Origin of the sequence: Rhizobium sp. ARZ01, from assembly GCF_014851675.1 — a bacterium.
Classification (GTDB): Bacteria; Pseudomonadota; Alphaproteobacteria; order Rhizobiales; family Rhizobiaceae; genus Mycoplana.
In genome coordinates this window covers 646,047-662,851 of record NZ_JACVAE010000002.1, presented here as the reverse complement: position 1 = coordinate 662,851, position 16,805 = coordinate 646,047, and the positions used below count along the sequence as shown (strand labels likewise).

The window sequence follows — 16,805 nt, the reverse complement described above, 5'->3', positions numbered from 1 at the left end:
AACCATGAAGGGCAAACGGATTTTGATTACCGGAGGCGCCGGCTTAATTGGCTCGCACATCGCCGACCTCGTCGCCATGGAAGGGCCGCGCGAAATCTTGATTCTCGACAATTTCGTCCGGGGGCGGCGAAAAAATCTTGCGCCGGCTGCGTCAATCCTTCCGTTGACGATCGTCGAGGGTGACATCCGAGATCGTGAACTGCTGGCGAGGCTCTTCGAGGGTGTAGATGTCGTTTTTCACCAAGCAGCAATTCGCATCACCCAATGTGCGGAGGAGCCAAGGTTGGCCTTCGACGTGCTGGCTGCGGGTACATTCGACGTACTCGAGGCTGCTGTGAAAGCGGGCGTATCAAAGGTTATCGCCGCATCTTCGGCATCCGTTCTCGGTCTTGCCGAGGATTTTCCGACCACCGAACAGCACCACCCGTACAACAATCGTACAATCTACGGAGCGGCGAAGGCTTTCAATGAAGCGTTGCTTCGCAGTTTTGCGGAGATGTACGGCCTGAAATATGTAGCTCTGCGCTATTTCAACGTCTATGGACCACGAATGGATGCCTATGGCGCCTATACCGAGGTGATGATCCGCTGGATGGAGCGGATCGCGGCGCGGTTGCCGCCGATTATCCACGGTGATGGCCTGCAGACGATGGACTTCGTACACGTCCGCGATATCGCTCGCGCCAATCTGCTGGCGGCCAAGTCTGACGTGACCGACGAAGTGTTCAATGTGGCAAGCGGCACCGAAACGAACCTGACGGAACTTGCACAAATGCTGACCCGCATCATGGGAGCATCGATCGAGCCCCAGTACCAGCAGGCCCGCAAAGTGAATGCCGTGACGCGCAGGCTGGCAGATACGAGCAAGGCAGAACGCCTTCTGGGCTTCCAAACCGAGATATCGCTGGAGGAGGGCCTGCGCGACCTGGTCGACTGGTGGCGGCGGGAGGTGGAAGTGCAAAGTGGGGGAGAAGCCGCATGAGCCCAACCGGCATGCAAATTCCGGTCGCAAAGCCACTTCTCGACGAACAGGAGATCGATGCGGTTCGGCGTGTGGTGTTGTCGGGATGGATCACGCAGGGAGCGGAAGTCGCCGCATTCGAGTCGGAGTTTGCCGCATTTGTCGGCGCCAGCCATGCCTGCGCCGTATCTAACTGCACGACGGCACTGCATTTGGCGTTGAAGGTGGTCGGTGTCGGCCAAGGTGATGAGGTCATCACGGTCAGTCATTCCTTCATCGCCACGGCAAACGCGGTTCGCTATTGTGGGGCGGTCCCGGTTTTCGTCGATATTGAACCGGACGGCTTCAACATCGATCCCAGCCTGGTCGAGGCGGCGATCACGCCAAAGACGAAGGCGATCCTGTGTGTGCATCAACTGGGCATGCCGTGTGATCTCGCTCAGATCGTCGAGATCGGCCGGCGCTATTCGATTCCCGTGATCGAAGATGCGGCCTGCGCTTCGGGAAGTGAAGTCCTGTGGAACAGCCAATGGGAGAAGATCGGCAGGTCGCATGGCGATGTGGCTTGTTTCTCGTTCCATCCCCGAAAACTGCTGACCACCGGCGACGGCGGCATGCTGACGACAACTGTTGCGGAATTCGATGCGAAGTTTCGACTTTGGCGGCAGCACGCGATGAGTGTGCCCGATACCGTCCGCCATGGTTCTCAGCGCGTCATTTTCGAGAGCTACCCTGAACTCGGCTACAACTACCGAATGACCGATCTTCAGGCCGCGATTGGGCGCGTTCAACTGATCCGTCTGCCTGGTCTCGTCTCCAAGAGGCGCCGATTGGCGGAACAGTACCGCGACGGATTGAGCCGCATCGAAGGGCTGACGGCCCCTGTCGAACCATCCTGGGCGCGTACAAACTGGCAGAGCTATTGCGTGACATTGCCGGACTGGCTCGATCAATCGAAAATCATGCAGGCGTTGCTCGATCGCGGCGTTTCGACCCGTCGTGGCGTGATGAACATTCATCGCGAATCAGCCTATGCCGACCCGCACTCACACCGTATCGCCGGACATCTGGGGCGAAGCATCGCAGCTCAGGAAAAATCCATCATCCTGCCGCTCTTCGCACAGATGACCGAGAGTGAGCTATCCTTCGTATTGGAGAGCTTGCAGCAGGCAACCAGCACCCTCTCCCGCAGTGTATCTCGCCTCGTCGGCTGACGGATGATGTTCCGGGTCGGGTGCCTCCTGGAACACGCGTTACTGGCGCCGGAAGACCGCAGTGGCGCGGCTGAGCGTCGTCCACCAATCGCGGGCCGCTTCGCCGTCATCGCTGATCAGGCGGACTTCGAGATCCATGTGCGAATTGGTCTTGGTAGCGCACCCTCTGGGAGAATGTCGATTAGATGCAAGAGCGAATAAACTCCGCTCACGATCGTGGCCAGGGTACCAATGACCATCGACTGCCATGAAGGCAGCAATAATGTCGCGCAGAAAATTGCACCGGTCGATGCAATGAAGGACGCTCCGAGCCTGAGATTGGCTTTGGACCAGCGAAAGCCGGTGAGCCGGCGGGCAACGGCATAGATCAGCCATCCATGCCAGACGTAGAGGCCGAAAAACGCGATACCGGCACCCAACGGTCCGAATTCGGCGACCAAGAACCACGCCAACCCGACATGGACGCCGGTCGCCGCAGCTTCCGTCCAGAAGAAGATGCCGCGCGAACCCTTCGCAATGATGATATAGCCTAACGGCCAGGCAATGATCCGCAGCATCATGCCAAGGCAGATCCAGCGCAGGATTGCTGCAGCGGGATAGAACTCAGGTGAGTAGAAGAGCCACATCGCAACCGGTGCAAGTGTCAGCGTGGCAATCACGCCAGGACCGGCAAGCAGCAGGCTGATGTGGGTTTGATCGTTGACGAGGCGGTTGCAGGCCTCATGGTCCGAGGCGACAGCCGCCAGGCGGGGAAAGAAGTCTGTCCCCATCGCTTGCAATATGAAGCCGGCGTATATGCCCCCAAGCGCCCAGGCGGACTGATACAGTCCTGCTCCGATCACGCCATTATCATGCAGAACGATGAGGCGGATGACGTACGACGATCCAGCCATTAGCAGGCCGCTGACCATGAAGACGAGGCCGAGCTTCAGAAGCGGGCTGATCTCCTCCGCAAGCTGGCGCGCGGACATGACCGTCCGGTTGACCTGCACATTGCGGCCGAACCACCTGGCGATCAGGAACATTGCGGCCGCGGAGGCAACGATCGAGGGAGCAATGCCATTGGTGCCGAATATATAGACGAGAGCCACGGTAATAACTGTTGAGCAAAGGCCGCTTAGGATGCTGATCCGGGCGAGACTGGCGATGTTGCGCATCCCCTGGATCAAGGCGAGTTGCCCGCCAGCCACCAACTGAAAAAAGATGGCAAACGAAAGAAGCGCGACCCCTGCGGTATACTGGTCGTCGCCGAATGTCAGGTTGGCGATGGGTTGTGCCAGGGCAGCGAGAAGCAGTGCTCCGATGATCCCCAGAACGATCGACGTTCGTCGCAGCGCAGTTGCTGTGCGGGCCATCCAATCGATGTTGCCGGTGCCGGCTGCCGTGGCGATCTGTCGAACCCCGCTCGACTGCACGCCGAGGCCGGCGACAACCTGGGTCAGGTCGATGATGGACGAATAGAGTCCCATCTGGCCCACGCCGGCGGGGCCAAGCAACACGGCCATTGCCTTGTTGCGTACGATGGAACACAGGACATTGACCAGCGATGAGCCGCCGATCAAGATCATCGCTTTGAGTATCTGGAAGTAGCTCTGTGCTGCCACCGAGGTGTCTTGTGTCGCCATGGATCGCTCGCTGCCTGTCAGCCGTCCGACCTGTGGTAGTGGGGATATTCCGCCTGCACGAGCCGTCGGACGACGGCATCGGTGCTGGCTTGCCAGGCTGGCGCGCGCCAGCCAAATGTCTGCTCGAACTTGTCGCAGGAAAGGCGTGAATTCGACGGGCGCTTCGCCTTTGTCCGATACTCGGCGCTGGCGATGTCGATGACGTCCGCGAAAGGCCCGCCCAGCGACTGGCTTGTGCGAAATACATGTCGCGCAAAGCCGGACCAGTTGGCTTCGCCCATCCCGGTCACGTGAAAGACGCCGGCCCGATTTCGCCAGGGATGGGTTGCCACGTGAATGATAGCACGTGCAAGGTCGATTGCGCTGGTCGGATTGCCCCACTGATCGGCGACGACGTTGATGGCCCGACGTTCGGTAGCGAGCCTCAGCATCGTCCTGACGAAGTTGGTGCCAAACGGGCTGTAGACCCAGCTTGTGCGAAGGATGACATGACGTGGATTGGCACTGGCAACCGCAAGCTCGCCCCTGAGTTTTGTATAGCCGTAAACGGTTCTCGGTTCCGTCTCGTCGTCCTCCAGGTAGGGATTTGGTGAATCACCCGAAAAAACGTAGTCGGTCGACACGTGTATGATAGGCAGCCGAAGCTGTGCAGCAGCTTCGGCAATATTAGCGGCACCAACCACGTTGACGTCATAGGCGAGATCCCGTTCATCTTCCGCTCGATCGACCGCGGTGTAGGCGGCAGCCGAGACGACGATGTCGGGTCTTGTGGCGGCTAGCACGCGCCGAATCGACGACGGGTCCGAAAGCTCCAAGTCTGGACGCCCGACCGCGACAAGCGTGATGTCGGACATACCGGTCGTGATCTCGACCAGGCTAGTGGCCAATTGCCCGTGCCTGCCTGTCACGAGGATCCTCATCGTCCTGCCTCTCGCGACGGCGTGAAGACCTCCGCGAGCGCCAGCGGAGGGGCGTTTCGGTCCTTTTCGGAGAGTTCGAGCTGGGAATGATGGATTGGCCAGACGATGCCGATATCGGCGTCATCGAAGCGGATTGCGCGGTCATGGGACGGAGAATAATGGTTCGTGACCTTGTAGATCACCTCAGTTTCCGGCTCGAGCGTGAGGAAGCCGTGCGCGAATCCCTTTGGTACGAGCAACTGGTTCCAGTCGGCGGCCGAGATTCGCGCCGCGCACCATTTCCCAAAAGTCGGGGAGTCCGGTCGAATGTCGACAGCAACGTCGAATATTGCGCCCCTGACGACCCTGACCAGCTTGTCCTGAGCATAGGGCGGCAGTTGGTAGTGCAGGCCACGCAGGACGCCGCGCGCCGCGGAGTATGAATGATTATCCTGGACGAAATGCAAGTTCAGCCCGGCGTCTGAAAACCGCTGAGCGTTCCAGGTCTCAGAAAAGAAGCCGCGATTGTCGCCAATCCGAACCGGGCGGATCTCCAAAACTTCTTCGAGTTCGAGCGACCGGATTTCAAGGCTCATCCGGGATATTCCTCAACGAGTCCAAGGAGATAGTCGGCATAGGACGTCTTTCCGAGCAGGCCGGCGCGCCGGCGGACTGCTTCAGGTCCCAACCAGCCCTTTTGGAGCGCGATCTCCTCCGGACAGGCGATCTGAACACCCTGCCGGCGTTCGACAGTCCGCACGAAGGAAGAGGCTTCCTGGAGGCTGTCATAGGTGCCGGTGTCGAGCCAGGCATGACCGCGCCCGAGCTGGTACACGTGCAAATCGCCCCGCGACAGGTAGATGTTGTTGACTGTGGTTATCTCAAGTTCACCCCGAGCCGACGGCTCGATCGAGCGAGCGATCTCCACCACATCATTGTCGTAGAAATAGAGCCCCGTCACCGCCCAGTTGGATTCGGGTGTGACTGGCTTCTCCTCGATCGTGATGGCCTGACCGGTCTGCTGGTCGAAAGTGACCACGCCATAGCGTTCGGGATCGTCGACATGATAGGCGAAGATGGAGGCGCCGTACTTGCGCGCCGCGGCTTGCTGGCAAATGGCCGGCAGACCGTGTCCGAAGAAGATATTGTCGCCAAGGATCATCGCGACATTGTCCCGCCCGATGAAGTTGCGGCCGATGATGAAGGCCTCGGCCAGTCCGTTTGGATGGGGCTGTTCGGCGTAGGATATGTTGAGCCCGAAGTCGGAACCGTTCCCCAATAGTGCCTGGAAACAGGGGAGGTCGCGTGGGGTCGTGATGATGAGGATGTCGCGTATGCCCGTGAGCATCAGGACGCTGAGCGGATAGTAGATCATCGGCTTGTCGTAGATGGGGAGAATCTGTTTCGACACCGCGATCGTGAGGGGGTAGAGCCGCGTGCCACTGCCCCCTGCCAAGATGATCCCCTTCATTGCGACCGCCCCCTGTGCCTGCTCCGATCAGTTGGTTTGCCTTCCAATATCGTCATTGGCTGACCTGTCCCGGCTGGGTCCCTTCCGCGGCTTTGTCGACGGGCATGCCCGAGCTCTGGGAGGGGGCGCTTACAGAACGTGTCCGCAAGACACGGACGACGTCGCCCGGCTTCAGGGCCGTTGTTTCTGATGCAGCGAACTCCTCGGTCTTGCCTTCAATCTGCCGCGAGATGCTGAAGGCGGGAGATGTCACCGTGGATGGCAAGGTCGCATCGCCGCCGAGCATGTCGAGCAATCGCTTCTGCCGAGTGTCGCGCCGCACCTGCAGTTGTTTCATCGAGCCCCTTTCCGACTGGATCTGGGCCGTGACGTCGACGCGTCGGTTGTCGGTTAGTCCTTCAAGATTGCGAGTCGCCTCGGAAATGTTTTGTTGCGCCCTCATGATCGCGGTGACCATGTCGAGCCTCGATGCCCGGTAGCCTCTGAGCGTTCGCTCCAGGTCCACCTGTCGGGTCGGCAGGATTACGCCTTTTTCCACCATGGGCTTGATCGTGGAGAGTTCCTTGCGGACCGAACTGATGTCTTCATCGTTGTTGGCGATCTTCTTTTCCAGCGTGTCGATCTCGCGGTTCATCAGCTCGCGCAACGCGGAGTAAGACCGCGATTGCCGTTCGTTGGCGGCAGCACGTGCGGCAAAGATCTGCTTTTCCTGATTGTAGATCGTTGCCGCCAACGCACCGTCATCGTCTGGCGGTGGATCGAACCGGAAGTCGTTGGCGCCGGCCATCTCGGCCTCAAGCCGGGCCAATCTAATGGTGCTGCGCAGGATCTGGTCATCGAGTTCGCGCAGATCGCCGACGACCTCCGCCTGCCCCAGGCCGGAAACGTCGACCTGACGGTAGGTTCCGCCGGCCAGGGCCAACGCCTGAAGCGCAGTCAGACCCTCGCGGAACTTATATTCCCCCGGCGTCGTCACGTCGCCCACCACATAAACCGGCGGATACTCGATGATGGCGACCGATGTATCCGGCCGCTCGACCAACCCGATCTTGGCCTTTAGTTGATCGGCGACTTTCGCGGCCAACGCCGATTCATCGAGATCGCCGATGGAAACCGTTCCCAGAACCGGCAGCGACACTGTGCCGTCCTCGGCAACTGTATACTCCCCGCCGAGTGCCTCCCATTTTTCGTAGATGCCTTTGGTCGGCATCCATTGGACGACACTGAGGCGTATTCTCGTCTGTGGAACGAGTTTGCCAGCTTCGGCAACTGCAGGAGCGCCGACCCCGCCTAAGACAAGCGTTGCCAGCAGCACGAACACGGTTCCAAGGGAGCGATTGTGATCCTGGAAACTAGCCTGCATCGGGATCTCCAACCTTCGATTGTCGGATGGCGCATCGCCGGAAAACAGAATACCTGCCCGACTTGCGTCCACAGCAGCCTAAGTGTGCAAATTATTGAAATGTTGAGAAGGGGAAGGGGCGTGCTTCAGCCTCATCAATATTGGTGAAGCGGGTTATGGCCAACTTGCCCAGGCCGGTTCTTCACTGATCCGGCCAGTCGCCGGATCGTGATCGAATGGCAAAGGTGTACGAAATTCTGCTCCTGGTTCCATAGTTGGTGGATAGGTGCCGTCATTTCCTAGTTCGTTTGGATGAAGCGCTTTGCCCGGCACGCCCACGCGCATTGCCCTTCGATCCATGGTTCAGCCCTTTTGCGCCGTCGCGGTCATTCCTAGCGTGCGGTAAGGTTCTGCGAGTGGTGCGCAGGTGCGCCCGCTCTACCGGTAGTGACGATTGCCGGTCGATCGAGCCGCGGGTGAAGGATATGGTGCTTTTGGACGGGAACGATTACGCCGAGGCAGGGGTTGGCGCGGTTGGTGTCAGGGGAGGACCTGAGCCGCAGCGTGTGATGCTGATCCTGACCAACACTGGAAGTGTATCGAACCGCCTCATCGATGCCGTCGAACGGGAATTTCCCTGGGTTGTTGTCGAGCAACTCGAACAGGTCAATGCCGCGTGCCGGACCTTTTCTCATCCCGTTGCCTTGATCCTTGTCGACATCGCCTTGATGAGGGAGGCTGAAGCAGCGTCCGCGATATTGACGCGCGTTCACCCGAATGCCCTGACCGCGGTCATCGAGCCGAATGACAAGCTTCAGACCACGTCGCTTTCAGCGGTCGTCGATTCACCGCTTGTCCGAAGTGTCTTGCCGATGGACCTTCGCCTGGATGTCTGGCTGTCGATTGTCCGACTGATGTTGTGCGGCGGCGAGTACCTGCCCCCGGGATCGATCATCCATACGAGAACGGGTGATCCCGGTTTGCCAATCCTAGGGCACTATGGTTCGCGGCAGCTGCACCGAAAGACTGAAGGCAACCGGGCGGAGCTGACGGCCCGGGAATTGCAGATCCTCGAAATGGTTTCCCGCGGGCTGCAAAACAAACTGATCGCTGCGGCATTCGGCCTGTCCGAAAATACGGTGAAAATTCATCTTCACAACATCATTCGCAAGCTGGGTGTTCATAACAGGACCGAAGCGGCCGCACGGTTTCGCAACACCCAATATGGTGGAGCACGAATTGATTGAGGGTCGTCCGGTGTCCAGGCAGGTCAGGTCTGGTCGAGCATTGTTGACCGGCCCGGCGCCAACCGGCTCTTGCCGTAGCGATGGTCCGACAAGGTGCCTCGGGGCTCAATTGACAAGTGCCGGGTTGTTCCTGCACCCATAGACTGTTCAACGAGCAGAGTTCCACGGCCCCGACATGTCCAAGACAACGCGCGCAACGCAAGCACTGGCCAAGGCCGGTGTGTCATTCACCGTCCATGCCTATGACTACGATCCCTCGGCGGAAAAGGTGGGGATGCAGGCTGCGGTGGCACTGGGGGAAACGCCGGGCCGCGTTCTCAAGACATTGATGGCGGAAGTCGACGGTAGGCCGGTCTGTGTGATCGTGCCGTCTGACCGCGAGGTGAGCATGAAGAAACTCGCGGCCGCTTTCCGCGGTAAAACGGCAAGCATGATGAAGCCGGCCGATGCGGAGCGGCTGACAGGCTATCATGTCGGAGGCATCAGCCCCTTCGGGCAGCGCAAAGCGGTGCCGACTGTGCTCGAGGAGCAGGCCCTGGCGCACGCAGCCGTCTACATCAACGGCGGCCAGCGTGGCCTGCAGGTGCGGCTCTCGCCGGTAGATGCGCGCAATACACTGAAGGCGGTGGCAGCGTCCGTGGTGGCCTGAGCGCCAGCCGACCGGGCCCAATTATCCGTCAAGTGAGCCGTGAAAGCAGCGCTGCGAGCATTGCGGCCTTATCTTCTCCAAGCCTCTCGCCGATGTGTGCCTGTATGGATCGGCCGTAGATGTCCCACATTGCTGCGCGGACGGAACGGCCCTTTTCGGTGATCACCACCCATCGGCCGCGGCCATCCTGATCGAACGTTTCCCGTTTGACCAAACCCTCCCTTTCAAGCCGGTCAATTAGGCGGGAGAGATTGTATTGCGCGAGCAGCGTGCGTTCTTCGATCTCATAGGGGCGCAGTCGCCCATCTCCGGCGCGGTCAAGCTCCCAAAGGACGTCGTACCAGCCAAGTGGCGGCTGGCCCGCGGATCGCAGGTCGTTCTCAATGGCCGTGAGCAGACTTCGCTGCGCTCGCATCAAGTTGATCCAGGCACGAGTGACTTCGGCAGAAGGAAGGTTTGTTCTCTTCGACATAAATGCAATTACATCTATCTTGACGCCGCGCGCAAGCGGAGTTATATGCAGATGCATCTATCAATCGGAGACGGCGATATGCACCAGCAATCACTTACCGCCTACGGCACGGCTCTGCTGCGCGTGAGCCTTGGAGCCATGTATCTGGCGCACAGCATCCTTTTGAAACTTCTGACCTACGGGCTCGATGGCACGGCTGGCTATTTCGTCTCAATTGGTCTGCCAGCTTGGCTGGCCTATCTCACCTTCGCAGCGGAAGCTGTCGGGGGCGTGATGCTGGTGGTCGGCATCCACACACGTTACGTCGCCCTTGCGCTGGTACCCGCGCTGCTGGGGGCGATCATTTGGGCGCACGGCGCTAACGGCTGGGTCTTTACCGCGCCAAGCGGCGGTTGGGAGTATCCGCTCTTCCTCATCGCTGTTTCGTTTGCGCAGGCGCTGCTCGGCGACGGTGCCCTCGCCTTGCGGCCGTCACGTCCGCTCGCGACCGCCCCTGTACACTGACCGCCTTCAAGGAGACCATATGATGACTGAACGCACGTTCACTCTCGTCAGCCACCATCTCTGCCCCTACGTTCAGCGCGCAGCGATTGCACTTGAAGAGAAAGGAGTTGGCTTCGAGCGCATTTATATCGATCTTTCGGCCAAACCTGACTGGTTCCTCGGCGTATCCCCGCTCGGCAAGGTTCCGCTTCTTCGCATCGATGACAGTAACGGGCGGCAGGTGCTCTTCGAAAGCGCGGCGATCTGCGAATTTCTGGAGGAGGTGCTGCCGGGGCCGCGGATGCATCCGACCGATCCGTTTGTCCGGGCACGTCACCGCGGCTGGATGGAGTTCGGCTCCAACCTCCTTGCCGACATCTGGGTGTTCGAGACGACCATTGACACACAGACCTTTGCCGCAAAGCGTCAGGCACTCGCCTCAAAATTCGTCCAGATCGAAGCGGAGTTGCACGATGGTGGCCCATTCTTCGGCGGCGTGGACTTCAGCTTAGTTGATGCCGTCTTTGCGCCGATCTTCCGGTATTTCGACGTCTTCGACACGATCGCCGATCACGGCGTATTCGACGGATTGATGCGCGTGCCTGCGTGGCGCAGAAGTCTCGCGGCTCGGGCGAGCGTCAGGAGCGCCGTGACGGCGGATTATCCCGAACGGCTCATGGATTTTTTGAGGAAGCACAATGCCATCATGCTGAAGGGTGGCTCCATCGCCGCGTGAAGCGTTCACGGCCGATCTTCTGTTTTGCGCAAAACCGTCCTAAAAGAGGGCACCGCAATCGAAGACAGCAGGAAAGCCGATGAACGCACCGCTTCGTAACGCAATCGCCCCGGTCGATCCAGTCAAGCTTGAAAAGCTCGCTGAGGTGGCCGTGAAGGTTGGGCTTCAGTTGCAAAAGGGGCAGGACCTGGTGATCACGGCCCCGATCGCCGCCCTTCCGCTGGCTCGCCTCATTACCAAGCATGCCTACATTTCCGGCGCAGGCCTCGTCAGCACCTTCTATGCCGACGAAGAGGCGACCCTGGCACGCTACCGCCACGCGCCGGAAGAGAGCTTCGACCGGGCGACCGATTGGCTCTACGAGGGCATGGCGAAAGCCTATGCCAACGGAGCCGCGCGTCTTGCAATCGCAGGCGACAATCCGATGCTCCTGTCCGGCGAGGACCCGTCGAAGGTGGCGCGCGCCAACAAGGCAAACTCCATGGCCTACAAGCCGGCGCTGGAGAAGATCGCCAATTTCGACATCAACTGGAACATCGTTTCCTATCCGAACCCGTCCTGGGCCAAACTGGTCTTCCCGAACGATCCAGAAGACGTGGCGGTCGAAAAACTCGCCAATGCGATCTTCGCCGCCTCTCGCGTGGACGTTGCAGATCCGGTCGGCGCCTGGGAAGCGCACAACACCAACCTGCGCAGTCGCTCGGCCTGGCTGAACGGCGAACGCTTTTCGGCCCTGCATTTCAGGGGGCCGGGCACTGATCTGACCGTGGGCCTGGCCGACGGCCACGAATGGCATGGCGGCGCCTCGGTCGCCAAGAATAACGTCACCTGCAATCCGAACATCCCGACCGAGGAGGTCTTCACGACGCCGCATGCGCTGCGGGTGGAAGGTTTCGTCGCAAGCACCAAGCCGCTTTCGCACCAGGGCACGCTGATCGACGACATCCGCGTCCGCTTCGAGAGTGGCCGCATCGTCGAAGCGCACGCCTCGAAGGGCGAGGCGGTGCTCAACAAGGTGCTGGATACGGATGAGGGCGCGCGCCGTCTCGGCGAGGTGGCGCTGGTGCCGCATTCCTCACCGATCTCGGCGAGCGGGCTTCTGTTCTACAATACCCTCTTCGACGAGAATGCCGCCTGCCACATCGCCCTCGGCCAGTGCTATTCCAAGTGCTTCGTCGACGGCGCAAATCTGGCGCCGGAGCAGATCACGGCGCAAGGCGGCAATTCGAGCCTCATCCATATCGACTGGATGATCGGCTCGGGCCAGATCGACATCGACGGCGTCAGGGCCGATGGTGGCCGCACGCCGGTGATGCGCGCCGGCGAGTGGGCCTGAGGTGTCCATGGCGACGGTCGGTGTCGTTGGTGGCGGTGGCTGGCTTGCAGGGGCGTTGCTGCGCCCCGCGCTTGCCGGCGGCATCGTACGCCCGGAGCGCCTGATACTCTCATCCCGCTCCGGTGACGTGTCCGGTTTCGATGTCTGGCCGCGCGTCCGCATGACAACGGACAACGCCGAGCTTGTCGCGGAGTCCGACGTCGTCATGCTCTGCGTTCGTCCGCATGATCTTGCCGACATCACGCTCGACCTCACCGACAAGCTCCTCGTTTCCGTCGTCGCCGGCGTTACGGCAGAGGCGCTGGCACGTAATTTCGGCGCCAGGCGGATCGTACGCGCCATGCCGAACGCCTGCGCCGAACAGCGGCTCTCGTTCACGCCGTGGTTTGCCACCGACAATGTGCCCGACCACGAATTGGATTTCGTCTTCCGCTTCTTCTCCGCGTCCGGCCGGGCACACGGGATCACCGACGAAACGCAGTTGGACTATTTCACCGCACTGACCGGTTCGGGGCCTGCTTTCCCGGCGCTCTTTGCCGATGCAATGATCCGCCATGCGATTGGTGCCGGCATCGACCCTGACGTGGCAGACGCAGCAGTGCGCCAGCTTTTTCTCGGCGCTGGCGTATTGATGGCCCAGTCGGAGACGACGCCCGCAGGTCTCGTCGATGTCTTCCTGGAATATCAGGGAACGACTGCTGCCGGCCTGACTGCGATGATCGAGTCCGATGTGGCTGCGCCGATCTTCAAGGGGCTTTCTGCAGCGCGGCGGCGCGTGGCAAAGGGCTCTTCGTCATCCTGACGAAAGTCGAAAGGGAAATGGCGCAGGCTGGGTTGACCGGACCATAAGTGGAGCCTATTTTTAGAATTATTCTAAAAATGGTTTCGCAATGATCTCTCGTCTTTTTGGTCCAAGCAAGCGCAGTCTCGAATCTCTCAGCGAACAGGAAATCCTGGCCCTCGCCATATCGGCGGAGGAGGACGACGGGCGCATATACCTTGCTTACGCCGAGGGTCTGCGTCAGGCCTCTCCGCATACGGCAAACATGCTGGTCGCCATGGCCAAGGAGGAAAATGAGCACCGGCGGTTGCTGATCGACATGCACGTGAAGCGTTTCGGCGACAGCATTCCCCTGGTCCGGCGCGAGTACATAAGAGATTTCCCCAAGCGTAAGCCCGACTGGCTGGTCGCCAGGATGCCGGTCGAGATGGTGCGCGCAAATGTAAAGGCGATGGAGGAGGCGGCGCACCGCTTCTATCTCGAAGCTGCGGCACGCGCGACGGACGCGCCGACGCGCAAGCTGCTTGGCGATCTGGCGCTTGCGGAAAAGAGCCACGAAACCAAGGCGCGCTTTATCGAGGAAAGTGAGGAGGGCAAGGCTGCGCTGGTAGAGGAGGCGCAGGTCGAGCGGCGCCAGTTCATCCTGACCTATGTACAACCTGGCCTGGCCGGGCTGATGGACGGCTCCGTTTCGACGCTCGCGCCGATCTTTGCGGCGGCCTTCGCTACGCAGGACACCTGGCAGACCTTTCTGGTGGGGCTTTCGGCTTCGGTTGGCGCCGGCATCTCGATGGGGTTCACGGAAGCGGCGCACGACGACGGGAAACTCTCCGGGCGCGGCTCGCCGGTTAAACGCGGCTTCGCCTCCGGTATCATGACGGCGATTGGCGGCCTCGGCCACGCGCTGCCCTATCTGATCCCGCATTTCTGGCTCGCGACTGCCATTGCCGCAGTCGTCGTCTTCGTGGAGCTATGGACGATCGCCTTCATCCAGAACCGCTTCATGGAAACACCGTTCTGGCGTGCGGCGTTCCAGGTCGTGCTTGGCGGCAGCCTGGTCTTCGCCTGCGGCGTCCTGATCGGCAACGCGTAAGACAAAAAAGGCGACCGGAATCCGGTCGCCTCGAACTTTGCTAGGCAGTGTGTGGGCTTACTTGTCGACCGACGACACCATGACAGCATCGCCGTTCTCGATCGAGACCCAGCGACCTGGATGGAACGACGCCTGGCGCTTCAGGTAGCGATAGGGTGTCTCGGTCCAGCGCTTCACCTCGTTTTCAAGATTGTCGAGAATGAAGTCCCCCTCCGTCGTGCGCATGGTAAGGACTGCATGCCCTTCGCCATCAGGCTTGCGCACAACGGTGATGAGGAGGTCGGCGGGTGCGAAACCCTGCTCGATCAGTTTGCGGCGCTTCAGAAGGACGAAATCTTCACAATCGCCCGCCAGATCGGGGAAGGCCCAGTGCTCGTCCGCGCCGAACAACTCCTTGTCGGTCATCGGCGTGATGTCGCGATTCACCGTGTCGTTGATCTCGCGGATCATCTTCCAGCCGAAGGATGTTACCTTTGCTGCGCCCGGATCGCGTTGTCCGGCCGCGCATTCCGAACGGTGCGTCTGGCAGAATTCGTAGTGGCCGATCGGCTGGGAAGTGACGCCGCCCGTGCGCATCGCCAGGGCGGAAGCAGGAGCGGTGAAGGCGGCGGAAGACGATACGAACAAGGCTGTGAACGCCACAAAAATAGCCTTAGCACCAATCATTCGCGCCATGGGTGTCCCCTTCAATCGTTAACAAAACGTAAATTTTTGGGGGGCGAGAAGTCAATCACGATAATTAGCAATGCGACAACATGGTTAAGATGCGCCGCATCGCGTGCTGTTCATGACGCATCCAGCAGGTGTTTGACCGCCTCGAGCAACTTTTCGATGTCCTCTTGACGCGACAGGCGGTGATCGCCGTCGCGGACGAGCGTCAGCACCGCGTCGTCGCAGGAAAGATGCTCCATCAACCGGATTGAATGCGTGTAGGGCACGTCGGGGTCCTCCATGCCCTGCAGCACGTGGATCGGGCAGCCTGTGTTGATCACGCCATCGAGCACGCGGTTACGTCGCCCGTCCTCGATCAGTTTCAGGGTATAGATGTTCGGATCGGGCCCATAGGGCGTCGGCTCCTCGAAGAAGCCGCGCTCGGCAAGTGATGTGCGCTCGGCTTCCGTCAGATTGGGCTCGATCAATTCGCTGGTGAAATCCGGGGCGGGCGCGATCAGCACCATGCCGGCGAGGTCGTTCTCCCGGCCGCGTTGTCGCAGTTCCTGCGCCAGCCGAAGGGCTAGCCATCCGCCCATGGACGAGCCGACGACGAGGAGGCGTTGCGTCCCCAGTCTGGTTCGGGCGTACTCGAGGACGGCAAGCGTTTCTTCGAGCCAACGGGAAATCGTGCCGTCGACAAAGGCGCCGCCCGAGGCTCCGTGTCCGGAATAGTCAAAGCGGATGCAGCCTGTGCCCAGGCGTGCCGCAAACCGAGCCAGTTCGACGGCCTTTGTGCCGGTCATGTCCGAGCGATAGCCGCCGAGCCAGATGATATGCGGCTGTGTATTGCCGTCTCTCTCCTGCAGTAGCTGCATTGCGAGGTCGCGACCTTCCGCGCCTGCTCCCACCGTCAGCCGATCGATAGATTCGTTGGTTCCATTTTGGTTCATGCCATGCTCCTGATTTGTCGTGTTGCGCGTGAATACGGGCGCCCCGGCGGCCTCTTTGGCCCTCGATTTACACGATTTCGCGCCAGGCAGGACAGATGGTGATTTTTTCCCCGCGGCGTGCTATTGACATCGCCTCGGTGATCAACACATTGCCGCGATGAGCGCTGGTGCGCGACGCGGCGGTGAGGATTACCTTCCGAAAACCGCAATCTCTATCCGAAACGATTCGAGGAGAATACGACCATTCGCAGACCCTTCAAAGCGGACGCACCGGTCAAGGACGGCCCGCGTTCAAACCGAGAAATCCGGATACCCCGGGTTCAGCTCATTGATGCCGAAGGCACGAACCACGGCATTGTTCCCACCGATCAGGCCCTTCGCATGGCGGAAGACGCCGGCCTGGATCTCGTGGAGATTTCCCCGAACACCGATCCTCCGGTGTGCAAGATTCTCGATCTCGGCAAGCTGAAATACGCCAATCAGAAGAAGGCGGCAGAGGCGCGCAAGAAGCAGAAGATCGTCGAGGTCAAGGAAATCAAGATGCGCCCGAACATCGACACGCATGACTACGACGTGAAGATGAAGGCGATGAACCGCTTCTTCGAAGAAGGCGACAAGGTCAAGGTGACCCTGAAATTCCGCGGCCGCGAGATGGCCCACCAGGAACTTGGCATGAAGCTCTTGCTGCAGGTCAAGGAAGATACCGTGGGTATCGCCAAGGTCGAAGCCGAGCCCAAGCTTGAAGGTCGCCAGATGATGATGGTGCTCGCTCCGAAGTGATGGAGCGGCACCGATTGCATGAGCCGCCCTCAAGGCGGCTTTTTGCTTTTTGCGCGACCGCCGCAGATTTCAGGAATCCGGTTGCGCTTTCGGGGCAGTTCGGTTAAAAGCC

At 60.2% G+C, this 16,805-nt stretch carries 18 protein-coding genes; 10 read left to right on the top strand and 8 right to left on the bottom strand.

Annotation, left to right across the window (positions count from 1 at the left end; genetic code table 11):
* The first annotated feature begins 4 nt into the window (after positions 1 to 4).
* Together IB238_RS17340 and IB238_RS17335 are read left to right on the top strand one after the other, a co-directional pair.
* The gene (locus IB238_RS17340) at positions 5 to 982 is read left to right on the top strand and encodes an NAD-dependent epimerase/dehydratase family protein (RefSeq protein ID WP_192249581.1); all 978 of its coding nucleotides are present in this window, start codon (positions 5 to 7) and stop codon (positions 980 to 982) included.
* Positions 979 to 2,175, top strand: coding sequence for a DegT/DnrJ/EryC1/StrS family aminotransferase (locus tag IB238_RS17335; protein WP_192249577.1), 1,197 nt, complete (start codon positions 979 to 981; stop codon positions 2,173 to 2,175). The genes IB238_RS17340 and IB238_RS17335 overlap by 4 nt, the downstream gene beginning before the upstream one ends.
* Before the next feature lie 116 nt (positions 2,176 to 2,291).
* On the opposite strand, the gene IB238_RS17330 is transcribed toward IB238_RS17335, so the two are convergent.
* From IB238_RS17330 to IB238_RS17310, 5 genes are read right to left on the bottom strand one after another with little or no spacing between them, the layout of a single operon-like run.
* Positions 2,292 to 3,800: an O-antigen translocase gene (locus tag IB238_RS17330; protein ID WP_192249574.1), complete on the bottom strand. Its 1,509-nt coding sequence runs from the start codon at positions 3,798 to 3,800 to the stop codon at positions 2,292 to 2,294.
* Between the two features lie 17 nt (positions 3,801 to 3,817).
* Positions 3,818 to 4,720, bottom strand: a complete 903-nt coding sequence (gene rfbD, locus IB238_RS17325; protein ID WP_192249571.1) for a dTDP-4-dehydrorhamnose reductase — start codon at positions 4,718 to 4,720, stop codon at positions 3,818 to 3,820.
* The gene (gene rfbC / locus IB238_RS17320; protein WP_192249568.1) at positions 4,717 to 5,295 is read right to left on the bottom strand and encodes a dTDP-4-dehydrorhamnose 3,5-epimerase; all 579 of its coding nucleotides are present in this window, start codon (positions 5,293 to 5,295) and stop codon (positions 4,717 to 4,719) included. The genes rfbD and rfbC overlap by 4 nt, the downstream gene beginning before the upstream one ends.
* Positions 5,292 to 6,170, bottom strand: coding sequence for a glucose-1-phosphate thymidylyltransferase RfbA (rfbA, locus tag IB238_RS17315; RefSeq protein WP_192249566.1), 879 nt, complete (start codon positions 6,168 to 6,170; stop codon positions 5,292 to 5,294). The genes rfbC and rfbA overlap by 4 nt, the downstream gene beginning before the upstream one ends.
* Positions 6,171 to 6,222: 52 nt before the next feature.
* Positions 6,223 to 7,533, bottom strand: coding sequence for a polysaccharide biosynthesis/export family protein (locus IB238_RS17310; protein ID WP_192249563.1), 1,311 nt, complete (start codon positions 7,531 to 7,533; stop codon positions 6,223 to 6,225).
* A 473-nt stretch (positions 7,534 to 8,006) separates the two neighbouring features.
* Between IB238_RS17310 and IB238_RS17305 the strand changes: the two genes are divergently transcribed.
* Positions 8,007 to 8,759: a response regulator transcription factor gene (locus IB238_RS17305; protein ID WP_246723714.1), complete on the top strand. Its 753-nt coding sequence runs from the start codon at positions 8,007 to 8,009 to the stop codon at positions 8,757 to 8,759.
* A 175-nt stretch (positions 8,760 to 8,934) separates the two neighbouring features.
* Positions 8,935 to 9,408: a Cys-tRNA(Pro) deacylase gene (gene ybaK / locus IB238_RS17300; RefSeq protein ID WP_192249557.1), complete on the top strand. Its 474-nt coding sequence runs from the start codon at positions 8,935 to 8,937 to the stop codon at positions 9,406 to 9,408.
* A 28-nt stretch (positions 9,409 to 9,436) separates the two neighbouring features.
* Here the strand turns inward: ybaK and IB238_RS17295 are convergent, their stop codons facing one another.
* On the bottom strand, positions 9,437 to 9,880 hold the full coding sequence (locus IB238_RS17295; protein WP_192249554.1) for a MarR family winged helix-turn-helix transcriptional regulator: 444 nt from the start codon (positions 9,878 to 9,880) through the stop codon (positions 9,437 to 9,439).
* A 78-nt stretch (positions 9,881 to 9,958) separates the two neighbouring features.
* Between IB238_RS17295 and IB238_RS17290 the strand changes: the two genes are divergently transcribed.
* From IB238_RS17290 to mbfA, 5 genes are all read left to right on the top strand, one after another.
* Positions 9,959 to 10,384 carry a DoxX family protein gene (locus tag IB238_RS17290; RefSeq protein ID WP_192249551.1) on the top strand — a complete coding sequence of 142 codons (426 nt, stop codon included), beginning with the start codon at positions 9,959 to 9,961 and terminating at the stop codon, positions 10,382 to 10,384.
* Positions 10,385 to 10,406: 22 nt separating this feature from the next.
* Positions 10,407 to 11,099: a glutathione S-transferase family protein gene (locus tag IB238_RS17285; RefSeq protein ID WP_192249548.1), complete on the top strand. Its 693-nt coding sequence runs from the start codon at positions 10,407 to 10,409 to the stop codon at positions 11,097 to 11,099.
* 79 nt (positions 11,100 to 11,178) lie between these two features.
* Positions 11,179 to 12,435: an aminopeptidase gene (locus IB238_RS17280; protein WP_192249545.1), complete on the top strand. Its 1,257-nt coding sequence runs from the start codon at positions 11,179 to 11,181 to the stop codon at positions 12,433 to 12,435.
* Between the two features lie 7 nt (positions 12,436 to 12,442).
* Positions 12,443 to 13,237, top strand: a complete 795-nt coding sequence (locus tag IB238_RS17275; protein ID WP_192249542.1) for a pyrroline-5-carboxylate reductase dimerization domain-containing protein — start codon at positions 12,443 to 12,445, stop codon at positions 13,235 to 13,237.
* An 88-nt stretch (positions 13,238 to 13,325) separates the two neighbouring features.
* Entirely contained in the window at positions 13,326 to 14,309 is a 984-nt protein-coding gene (gene mbfA / locus IB238_RS17270; RefSeq protein WP_192249540.1) for an iron exporter MbfA, read from the top strand.
* A 57-nt stretch (positions 14,310 to 14,366) separates the two neighbouring features.
* Here the strand turns inward: mbfA and IB238_RS17265 are convergent, their stop codons facing one another.
* Both IB238_RS17265 and IB238_RS17260 read right to left on the bottom strand, forming a co-directional pair.
* On the bottom strand, positions 14,367 to 14,984 hold the full coding sequence (locus IB238_RS17265; RefSeq protein WP_210333601.1) for a transglutaminase-like cysteine peptidase: 618 nt from the start codon (positions 14,982 to 14,984) through the stop codon (positions 14,367 to 14,369).
* Between the two features lie 110 nt (positions 14,985 to 15,094).
* On the bottom strand, positions 15,095 to 15,913 hold the full coding sequence (locus tag IB238_RS17260) for an alpha/beta hydrolase (RefSeq protein ID WP_192249537.1): 819 nt from the start codon (positions 15,911 to 15,913) through the stop codon (positions 15,095 to 15,097).
* Between the two features lie 243 nt (positions 15,914 to 16,156).
* Here IB238_RS17260 and infC point away from each other — a divergent pair, with 243 nt between their 5' ends.
* Complete coding sequence (gene infC / locus IB238_RS17255) at positions 16,157 to 16,693, top strand: translation initiation factor IF-3 (protein ID WP_192249762.1); 537 nt, start codon at positions 16,157 to 16,159, stop codon at positions 16,691 to 16,693.
* Positions 16,694 to 16,805: the final 112 nt, after the last annotated feature.

Coding starts and splice junctions, on each gene's coding strand:
- IB238_RS17340 (WP_192249581.1), top strand. CDS start 5: ATGAAGGGCAAACGGATTTTGATTACCGGAGGCGCCGGCTTAATTGGC.
- IB238_RS17335 (WP_192249577.1), top strand. CDS start 979: ATGAGCCCAACCGGCATGCAAATTCCGGTCGCAAAGCCACTTCTCGAC.
- IB238_RS17330 (WP_192249574.1), bottom strand. CDS start 3,800: ATGGCGACACAAGACACCTCGGTGGCAGCACAGAGCTACTTCCAGATA.
- rfbD (WP_192249571.1), bottom strand. CDS start 4,720: ATGAGGATCCTCGTGACAGGCAGGCACGGGCAATTGGCCACTAGCCTG.
- rfbC (WP_192249568.1), bottom strand. CDS start 5,295: ATGAGCCTTGAAATCCGGTCGCTCGAACTCGAAGAAGTTTTGGAGATC.
- rfbA (WP_192249566.1), bottom strand. CDS start 6,170: ATGAAGGGGATCATCTTGGCAGGGGGCAGTGGCACGCGGCTCTACCCC.
- IB238_RS17310 (WP_192249563.1), bottom strand. CDS start 7,533: ATGCAGGCTAGTTTCCAGGATCACAATCGCTCCCTTGGAACCGTGTTC.
- ybaK (WP_192249557.1), top strand. CDS start 8,935: ATGTCCAAGACAACGCGCGCAACGCAAGCACTGGCCAAGGCCGGTGTG.
- IB238_RS17295 (WP_192249554.1), bottom strand. CDS start 9,880: ATGTCGAAGAGAACAAACCTTCCTTCTGCCGAAGTCACTCGTGCCTGG.
- IB238_RS17290 (WP_192249551.1), top strand. CDS start 9,959: ATGCACCAGCAATCACTTACCGCCTACGGCACGGCTCTGCTGCGCGTG.
- IB238_RS17285 (WP_192249548.1), top strand. CDS start 10,407: ATGACTGAACGCACGTTCACTCTCGTCAGCCACCATCTCTGCCCCTAC.
- IB238_RS17280 (WP_192249545.1), top strand. CDS start 11,179: ATGAACGCACCGCTTCGTAACGCAATCGCCCCGGTCGATCCAGTCAAG.
- IB238_RS17275 (WP_192249542.1), top strand. CDS start 12,443: ATGGCGACGGTCGGTGTCGTTGGTGGCGGTGGCTGGCTTGCAGGGGCG.
- mbfA (WP_192249540.1), top strand. CDS start 13,326: ATGATCTCTCGTCTTTTTGGTCCAAGCAAGCGCAGTCTCGAATCTCTC.
- IB238_RS17265 (WP_210333601.1), bottom strand. CDS start 14,984: ATGGCGCGAATGATTGGTGCTAAGGCTATTTTTGTGGCGTTCACAGCC.
- IB238_RS17260 (WP_192249537.1), bottom strand. CDS start 15,913: ATGAACCAAAATGGAACCAACGAATCTATCGATCGGCTGACGGTGGGA.